Genomic DNA, 6558 nt, shown 5'->3' with positions numbered 1-6558 from the left:
CCCGGCGCTCTGGGCCCGCCCGCCGACCCGCCCGCCGCCCCCCCCCTCCGGCGGCCCCCCGGGCCGGCCGGCCCGGCCGGCGCGCGGGCCGGCCCCGGCCGCACCCTCGCCGCCGCCGGACTCAACGTCAACCTCGCCCCGGTGCTGGACGTCTACGAGCGGCCCGGCAACTTCATCGACGCCAAGCAGCGCTCCTACGGCCACGACCCGCGGACGGTGGGCCTGCTGACCGCGGCATTCACCGCGGCCCAGGCGCAGGAGGGCGTCGCCGGCACCGCCAAGCACTTCCCCGGGCTCGGCACCGCGCCGGCCGGCGCCAACACCGACGAGGGCCCGGTCACCCTGGCCGACCCGCTGGAGGAGTTGCGCGCCGTCGGCGAGGCGCCCTACCCGGCCGCCCTCGCGGCCGGCGCCCGCCTGGTGATGCTCTCCTGGGCGGCGTACCCGGCACTGGACGCCGCCCGCCCGGCCGGGCTGTCGCCGGTGGTGGTGCAGCAGGAGCTGCGCGGCCGGCTGGGCTTCACCGGGGTCACCGTCTCGGACGCGCTGGAGGCCGGCTCGCTGGACGCCTTCGGCTCCACCGGGGAGCGCGCGGTCGCGGCCGCCGCCGCCGGGATCGACCTGATCCTCTGCTCCGCCCGGGACGCCGCGCAGGGCGAGCGGGCGGCGGCCGGGCTCGCCGCCGCCCTCGACGACGGCACCCTGGACCGGACCGCCTTCACCGGTGCGCTCGCCCGGGTGGACGCCCTCCGGGCGGGCCTGCGCTGAGCTGGCCCGCCCGGCGGGGTGCGGCCGGTCAGTGCACGGTGCCCGCGTACCGCTGGAGGAAGCGGGTGCCCGTCCCCGCGGTGACCACCACGTCGTAGCGGCCGGCCGCGTCCAGCGGCCAGGTCACCGAACTCCGGCCGCCGGGGCCGACCCAGAGGGTCTGCGCGGTGCCCGCGAAGTCGTTCGGCACCAGGCTGAAGGAGACCTCGGTGCGGCCGTCGTTGGCGAGCTGCAGGGTGACGCCCCGGGCGGTGGCGGCGGCCGTCACGGACGGCACGGCCACGTCGTCCCGGCCCGCCCGCACGATCGACCCGGCGAAGCGCCGGACGAAGCCGTCCGGGCCGTGCACGGAGAAGTCGTAGCGGCCGTCGGTCGCCGATGCGTCCCAGGTGTAGCTGCCGCTCGCACCGGGCGCGACCGTGAACGGGGTGCCGGCGAACGCGTACACGATGTTCGGGTAGACGGTGAACGGGAAGGCCACCGAGCCGCCGTTGGACAGGGTGCACGCCACCTTGCCGGTGGTGCGGTCCACCGCCGCGTCGGCCCACGGCCGGTAGGGCAGCGGGCGGTGCGGCCGGGCGCCGGACTCCTGGACGGGCATCGCCTGGGCGCCGGTGGCAGGGAGCTGGACGGCGGGCAGTGCGGCGCCCGCGTCCGCCTTGGCCATCAGGGCGGCGGTGTCCGGGAGTTGCGGGATCGAGAAATCCGGCGCGGTGAAGTCGAGGCAGCTGGTGAGGTCGCCGCAGACGGCCCGCCGCCAGGGCGAGATGTTGGGCTCCCGGACGCCGGTGACCAGCTCCAGGAAGCGCAGCACCGACGTGTGGTCGAACACCTGGGAGTTGACCCAGCCGCCGCGCGACCACGGCGAGGCGACCCAGAGCGGCACCCGGTTGCCGAGGCCGATCGCCCGGCCCTGGGTGTACTCCTCCGGCGTGCCCGGCTCCGGGGTGGGCGGTACGACGTGGTCGAAGTAGCCGTCGTTCTCGTCGTACATCACCAGGAACACGGTGTGCTGCCAGACGGCAGGGTTGGACATCAGCGACTGCAGTGCGGTGTTGACCCAGTGCGCGCCGTAGTCCGGGCTGGCGCTGGGGTGTTCGCAGAACAGGTACGGCGCGACCAGCCAGGAGACGGTCGGCAGGGTGCCGTCCTTGCAGTGCCGGTCGAACGCGGTCGGGTCGAACGTGGTCATCGCGTTGACGTACCGCGGGTCCGTGGCGGGGAAGTTGTGGAACTGCTTGAAGTAGGAGAGCGCGTTGTCGTCGTAGTCGCCGGTGCGGTCGTCCTTGCTGGGGTTGTGGTAGACCCGCCAGCTCACCCCGGCGGCCTGCAGCCGCTCGGCGTAGGTCGTCCAGTCCGCCACCGGGTTGTCGGTGACCGGGGTGTTGTCGATCCAGGGGCCGGTGGTGCCGTCCCGGCCGGGGCCGGCGGTGCCCGTCCACAGGTAGAGCCGGTTGGGGTCGGTCGGGCCGGCCATCGAGCAGAAGTACGCGTCGCAGAGCGTGAACGCATCGGCCAGCGCGTACTGGTACGGGATGTCCTGGCGGGTGAAGTAGCCCATGGTGCGCTCGCCCTTGGCGGCGATCCACTTGTTCATCGCGCCGCCGTTGATGGCCTGGTGGCCGGTGGCCCAGTCGTGCGCGAGACCGCCCGCGTTCTGCGCGTTGTACGTGGTGGTGTCCATCCGGAACGGCAGCATCACGCCGCCGTCGCTGCGGCCGGCGTCGGGCTGGCGGAACACGTCGGTGCCGTCGGGGAACTGCAGCGCCTGCTTGTCGGCGAAGCCCCGGACGCCGTTCAGGGTGCCGAAGTAGTGGTCGAAGGAGCGGTTCTCCTGCATGAGGATCACCACGTGCCTGACGTCGGCGATCGACCCGGTGGCGCCGGTGGCGGCCCGGGCGGCGGCCTGCGGCAGGCCCACGGCGGCGGCCGCGCCGGTGGCCGCCGTCGCGGCGACGAAGCTGCGGCGGCTGAGCTGGGGGGTCATGGCACGGCCTCTCAGAGGGTGAAGGTGGCGACGGCGGCGGCGGTGTCGCTGGGCCAGCCGTTGCCGGCGGCGTTCGGCTCGGCCTGCGGCCAGCCGGTGGCGAGGGTGTGCGCCTCGACGAGGGTCAGCGCACCGGCGTACTGGACCTGGTCGATCCGGTCCTGCGGCTCAGGCTCGGTGCCGCGCAGCGTGCGGGTCGGCGACCAGGTGTTCCCGGGGGAGGCCACCGGGTCGGGGTGGGCGCCGCGGTACGCGTCGGTGAGTCCGGCGTTCTGCAGGGCGACGGTGACCGGCCAGGCGAGGGCCGGGCGGGAGCCGGCGCCGGTCCAGTCCAGGTGCGAGGGCGAGGCGAGGTCGGCGGCCAGCACGACCCCGGCGCCGGCCGCGATGTCGGCCCGGACGGCGGTGGCGAGCGCCTGCGCCTGCTGCCCGCGGGTGGAGGACGCCTCGGCGCTCTGCACCTGGGCGGCGCTCTGTCCGTCCCGGATCGCGTACGGGCCGTAGTTCCCCTCGTCGAGGTGCGCGGCCCAGAACCGGACGGTGCGCCCGCCCGGCAGCTGCACGGTGGCGCCGGCGGCGGGCAGCGCGGCGGTCGGCGCGGTGACGGCGGTGAGCGGCCAGCGGCTGAGGATGCCGACGCTGCCCGAGCTCTGGTAGGCGTACCAGCCGAGGGTGGTGGCCAGCGACTGCGCGGCGGTGCCGGCGGTCTCCTGCAGGGCGACCACGTCCAGGCCCTGGGTGAGGACGGCGCGCAGCTGCTTCTCCGCGGCGTCGGTGAAGGCGGCGCCCGCGTTGGCGAGGTTCCAGGTCGCGGTCTTCAGGGTGAGCGGCCCGGCCGGGTCGCGGACCGGGATCTGCACGGTGACCGTGTCGGTGGCGCCGGACGGGTCCTTGATCCCGACGGTGACGTGGGCGGGGTGAGCCTGGGCCGCGGGCGCGGTGCCGCTCACCGTGCCGTCGGCCGCCACCGACAGCCAGGCGTCCCCGGAGACCTTCCGGTACGCGGCGGCGCCGGTGCCCTTCGTCCAGAGCCCGCCGAGCTTCACCGACACCGCTGCGCCGGGCGCGACCTGCGCGGTCGTCAGGGCGTCGACGACGGCGTGCGGACGCGGCGCGGCGGGCTTCGGCCGGAAGCCGAACGGGCCGGTCTGCGCCAGGATGCCGTACCCGTCCTTGGCCAGCAGGTAGGCGGTGTACGGGCCGCCGGTCAAAGCCGAGGTGTCCAGCTGGACGTCCCCGCTGCCGCCGGGCGTGTACTTCCACAGCAGCGAGGACCCGGTGCCCGGCTGCCGGGTGCCGTCGTAGATCCCCACCCAGTTCTTCGGGTCGGGGGCCGAGGTCGTCCAGTGGAAGGTGAGCCTGTCGCCCTCGGTCGGGTCCGCCGGTGTCGCGAGGACGAGCGTCGAGCCTGTCGCCACGGAAGTCCTGTCCGCCGCACCGCCGTTGGCGCGGCTGGTTCGAGTTGGCTGAACAACTCGACCATTGACCCGGCCGGCGGCGGATTTGCTGTGAACGGCGCGTGACGGACCGTCGGGAGATCGGCCAAATCGCCGTGCCCGCCGGCCCTGTCCGTCCGGCCCGGTAGCGTCCGACCCGACCGGCATCGGACCGATGCACGGACGGCAACGGGAGGGCAACCATGGAGTCCGCACAGGAACGGACGGTGACGGCGCTGCTGGCGGCGGTGGCCGAGAGCGGGCGGCTGGAGGTCTTCCGAACCGCCCACGCCCTCCTGGAACTCGGCCCGGCGCACCACGCCGAACTCCGGGCGGCGCTGGACGGCGTCCTGCTCCGCGGCGTGCCGGTCCCCTTCCTGCGCAGGCCGCTGACGTCCCACCACCCCGACTTCGTCCCGCACGCGGTGGCGCTCGCCCTCGGCTCGCTCCTGCTGGACCCGGACGAGTTCCTCGCCCGCCGCGGCGAGGGGTACTGCTACGACGTGCCCCTGGCGGTGGCCGAGGCCGGTGCCGAGTACCGCGGCGACCTGGCCGCCGCCCTGTGGCGGCTCGTCGAGGACCCGGACCGCCCGCCGGCGCTGCGGTGGCGCGCCGCGGCCCGGCTGGAGCTGCTCGGCGACACCGAGCGGGCGGCCGCCGAGCGGTACCTGCAGGACGCCGGCGTGTCCGACCCGCAGGCCGCGCCGCCGCCGCTCCCGCCGGACGAGCGCCGGGACGCCGCCCTGCGCGCCGCCGTCGCCGACACCTGGCGCAGGATCGAGGAGTACCTCGCCGGGCACGCGCCCGCCCTCCTGGACGGCCTGGCCGGGCCCGCCGACGACGCGGACATCGCCGAGGCGGAGGAGGCGCTCGGCCGGCCGCTGCCGGTGGACTTCGCCGCCTCCTGCCGGATCCACCGCGCCGTCGACGTCCCGGGCGGCCCGGTCGACCACCTCGACGTCGCCGACCTCGCCGAGGGCCGCGACGAGGCGGTGGAGGACGGCGGCTGGGACTCACCCGACGCCGACGACGAGATCCGCCGGGACTGGGGCTGGCGCCCGGGCTGGATCCCGCTCGCGCACGAGGGGGACGGCTCGATCGTCGCGCTCGACCTCGACCCGGCCGCGGCCGGCGTCCTCGGCCAGGTGATCTACGCCGACCAGGGCTTCCCCGACCACGTGGTGGCGGACGGCTGGCTGTCCGTCCTGACGGACTTCGCGGACGCGCTGGAAGCGGGCCGATACCGGTACGACGAGGCGCTCGGCGAGCTGGACCACCGTGCGGGCCCCGCCGGACCGGGCGTCAGTGACCGCCCCGGAGGTTGAGCACCAGGACCCCCATGATGATCAACGCGATGCCGAACCACTGGGCGCGGCCCAGCGGTTCGGCGAAGAGGACGGCCCCGATGCAGGCCACCGCGGCGGTGCCGGCGCCGGACCAGACGGCGTACGCGATCGAGACCGGGATCTGCTTCAGCGCCTTCCCCAGCAGCAGGAAGGACAGCACGTAGCCGGCCGCCACGCCCAGGCTCGGCCAGAGCCGGGAGAAGCCGTCGGTGAGCTTGAGCAGACTGGTGGCGCAGACCTCGCTGGTGATGGCGAGCGTGAGCAGCAGCCAGGGCATCAGGCGGGCCGGGCGGCCGCGAGCCGGCCGAGCAGGGCGAGGTCGGCCTGCTCCAGGCTCTCCAGCAGGGTGACCCGGCCGGCCGCGGTGATCGGCACGGTGGACGGCACGGCGAGCACCGCGCAGCCCGCGGCGCTCGCGGAGGCGACGCCGGCCGGGGTGTCCTCGACGGCGACGCAGTCGGCCGGGTCGAGGCCGAGCCGGTCGGCGGCGGCCAGGTACGGGTCGGGCTCCGGCTTGGTCCGCGGGGTGTCCTCGGCGGCCAGCGTCACCGTGAACCACTGGGTGCCGAGCCCGGCCAGCACCAGGTCGACCACCCGGCGCGGCGAGGCGGAGACCAGCGCGGTCGGCACGGCGGCCGCGTGCAGCTGCGCCAGCAGGGCGAGGGCGCCGGGCCGGGGCACCGCCCGGGCGGCCACCTTGCTGCTGAAGGACTCGTTGAGCGCCGCGACGAGGTCGTCCTCGGTCCGGCCGGTGCGGCTGGCGCGGTGCAGGTGGCCCGCGGTGTGCTCGACGGCGCGGCCGAGCACCTCGGGGAGGTCGTCCTCGGTGAGCGTCAGGTCGAGCTCGGCGGCGAGCTCGGCGGCCGCCTGCCACCAGAGGTGTTCGGTGTCGACGAGGGTGCCGTCCATGTCGAACAGGACGGCGGCGGGAGTGTCGGGCATGGGTGCACCTTAAGCAAAGAGGGGCGGGCGCCGGGCCCGTGGGCGCCCCGGGGGGGGCGGCGGGATCCCGACGCGCGCG

At 75.7% G+C, this 6558-nt stretch carries 6 protein-coding genes; 2 read left to right on the top strand and 4 right to left on the bottom strand.

Annotated elements, in window-relative coordinates:
• A partial coding sequence (locus tag ACFV0G_RS27460; protein ID WP_380553462.1) for a glycoside hydrolase family 3 N-terminal domain-containing protein occupies nucleotides 1-768 on the top strand: 768 nt, incomplete at its 5' end.
• 28 nt (nucleotides 769-796) lie between these two features.
• On the opposite strand, the gene ACFV0G_RS27455 is transcribed toward ACFV0G_RS27460, so the two are convergent.
• Together ACFV0G_RS27455 and ACFV0G_RS27450 are read right to left on the bottom strand one after the other, a co-directional pair.
• Nucleotides 797-2755, bottom strand: a complete 1959-nt coding sequence (locus ACFV0G_RS27455) for a phosphocholine-specific phospholipase C (protein ID WP_380553459.1) — start codon at nucleotides 2753-2755, stop codon at nucleotides 797-799.
• 11 nt (nucleotides 2756-2766) lie between these two features.
• Nucleotides 2767-4173, bottom strand: coding sequence for an endonuclease/exonuclease/phosphatase family protein (locus ACFV0G_RS27450; RefSeq protein WP_380553456.1), 1407 nt, complete (start codon nucleotides 4171-4173; stop codon nucleotides 2767-2769).
• A gap of 221 nt (nucleotides 4174-4394) precedes the next feature.
• Between ACFV0G_RS27450 and ACFV0G_RS27445 the strand changes: the two genes are divergently transcribed.
• Nucleotides 4395-5516, top strand: coding sequence for an SMI1/KNR4 family protein (locus ACFV0G_RS27445; protein WP_380553453.1), 1122 nt, complete (start codon nucleotides 4395-4397; stop codon nucleotides 5514-5516).
• Here ACFV0G_RS27445 and ACFV0G_RS27440 read toward each other — a convergent pair.
• Nucleotides 5494-5814, bottom strand: a complete 321-nt coding sequence (locus tag ACFV0G_RS27440) for a DMT family transporter (RefSeq protein ID WP_380553450.1) — start codon at nucleotides 5812-5814, stop codon at nucleotides 5494-5496. The genes ACFV0G_RS27445 and ACFV0G_RS27440 overlap by 23 nt on opposite strands.
• Nucleotides 5814-6479 (bottom strand): HAD family hydrolase, encoded by a 666-nt coding sequence (locus ACFV0G_RS27435; RefSeq protein WP_380553447.1) that lies wholly within the window; start codon nucleotides 6477-6479, stop codon nucleotides 5814-5816. The genes ACFV0G_RS27440 and ACFV0G_RS27435 overlap by 1 nt, the downstream gene beginning before the upstream one ends.
• Nucleotides 6480-6558: the final 79 nt, after the last annotated feature.

The sequence above is a fragment of the Kitasatospora sp. NPDC059571 genome (assembly GCF_042735675.1).
Taxonomy (GTDB): Bacteria; Actinomycetota; Actinomycetes; order Streptomycetales; family Streptomycetaceae; genus Kitasatospora.
This window is presented reverse-complemented; position numbering and strand designations above follow the sequence as displayed.

Excerpts from the sequence above, each read along its gene's own strand:
- ACFV0G_RS27455 (WP_380553459.1), bottom strand. The coding sequence starts at position 2,755 with ATGACCCCCCAGCTCAGCCGCCGCAGCTTCGTCGCCGCGACGGCGGCC.
- ACFV0G_RS27445 (WP_380553453.1), top strand. The coding sequence starts at position 4,395 with ATGGAGTCCGCACAGGAACGGACGGTGACGGCGCTGCTGGCGGCGGTG.
- ACFV0G_RS27440 (WP_380553450.1), bottom strand. The coding sequence starts at position 5,814 with ATGCCCTGGCTGCTGCTCACGCTCGCCATCACCAGCGAGGTCTGCGCC.
- ACFV0G_RS27435 (WP_380553447.1), bottom strand. The coding sequence starts at position 6,479 with ATGCCCGACACTCCCGCCGCCGTCCTGTTCGACATGGACGGCACCCTC.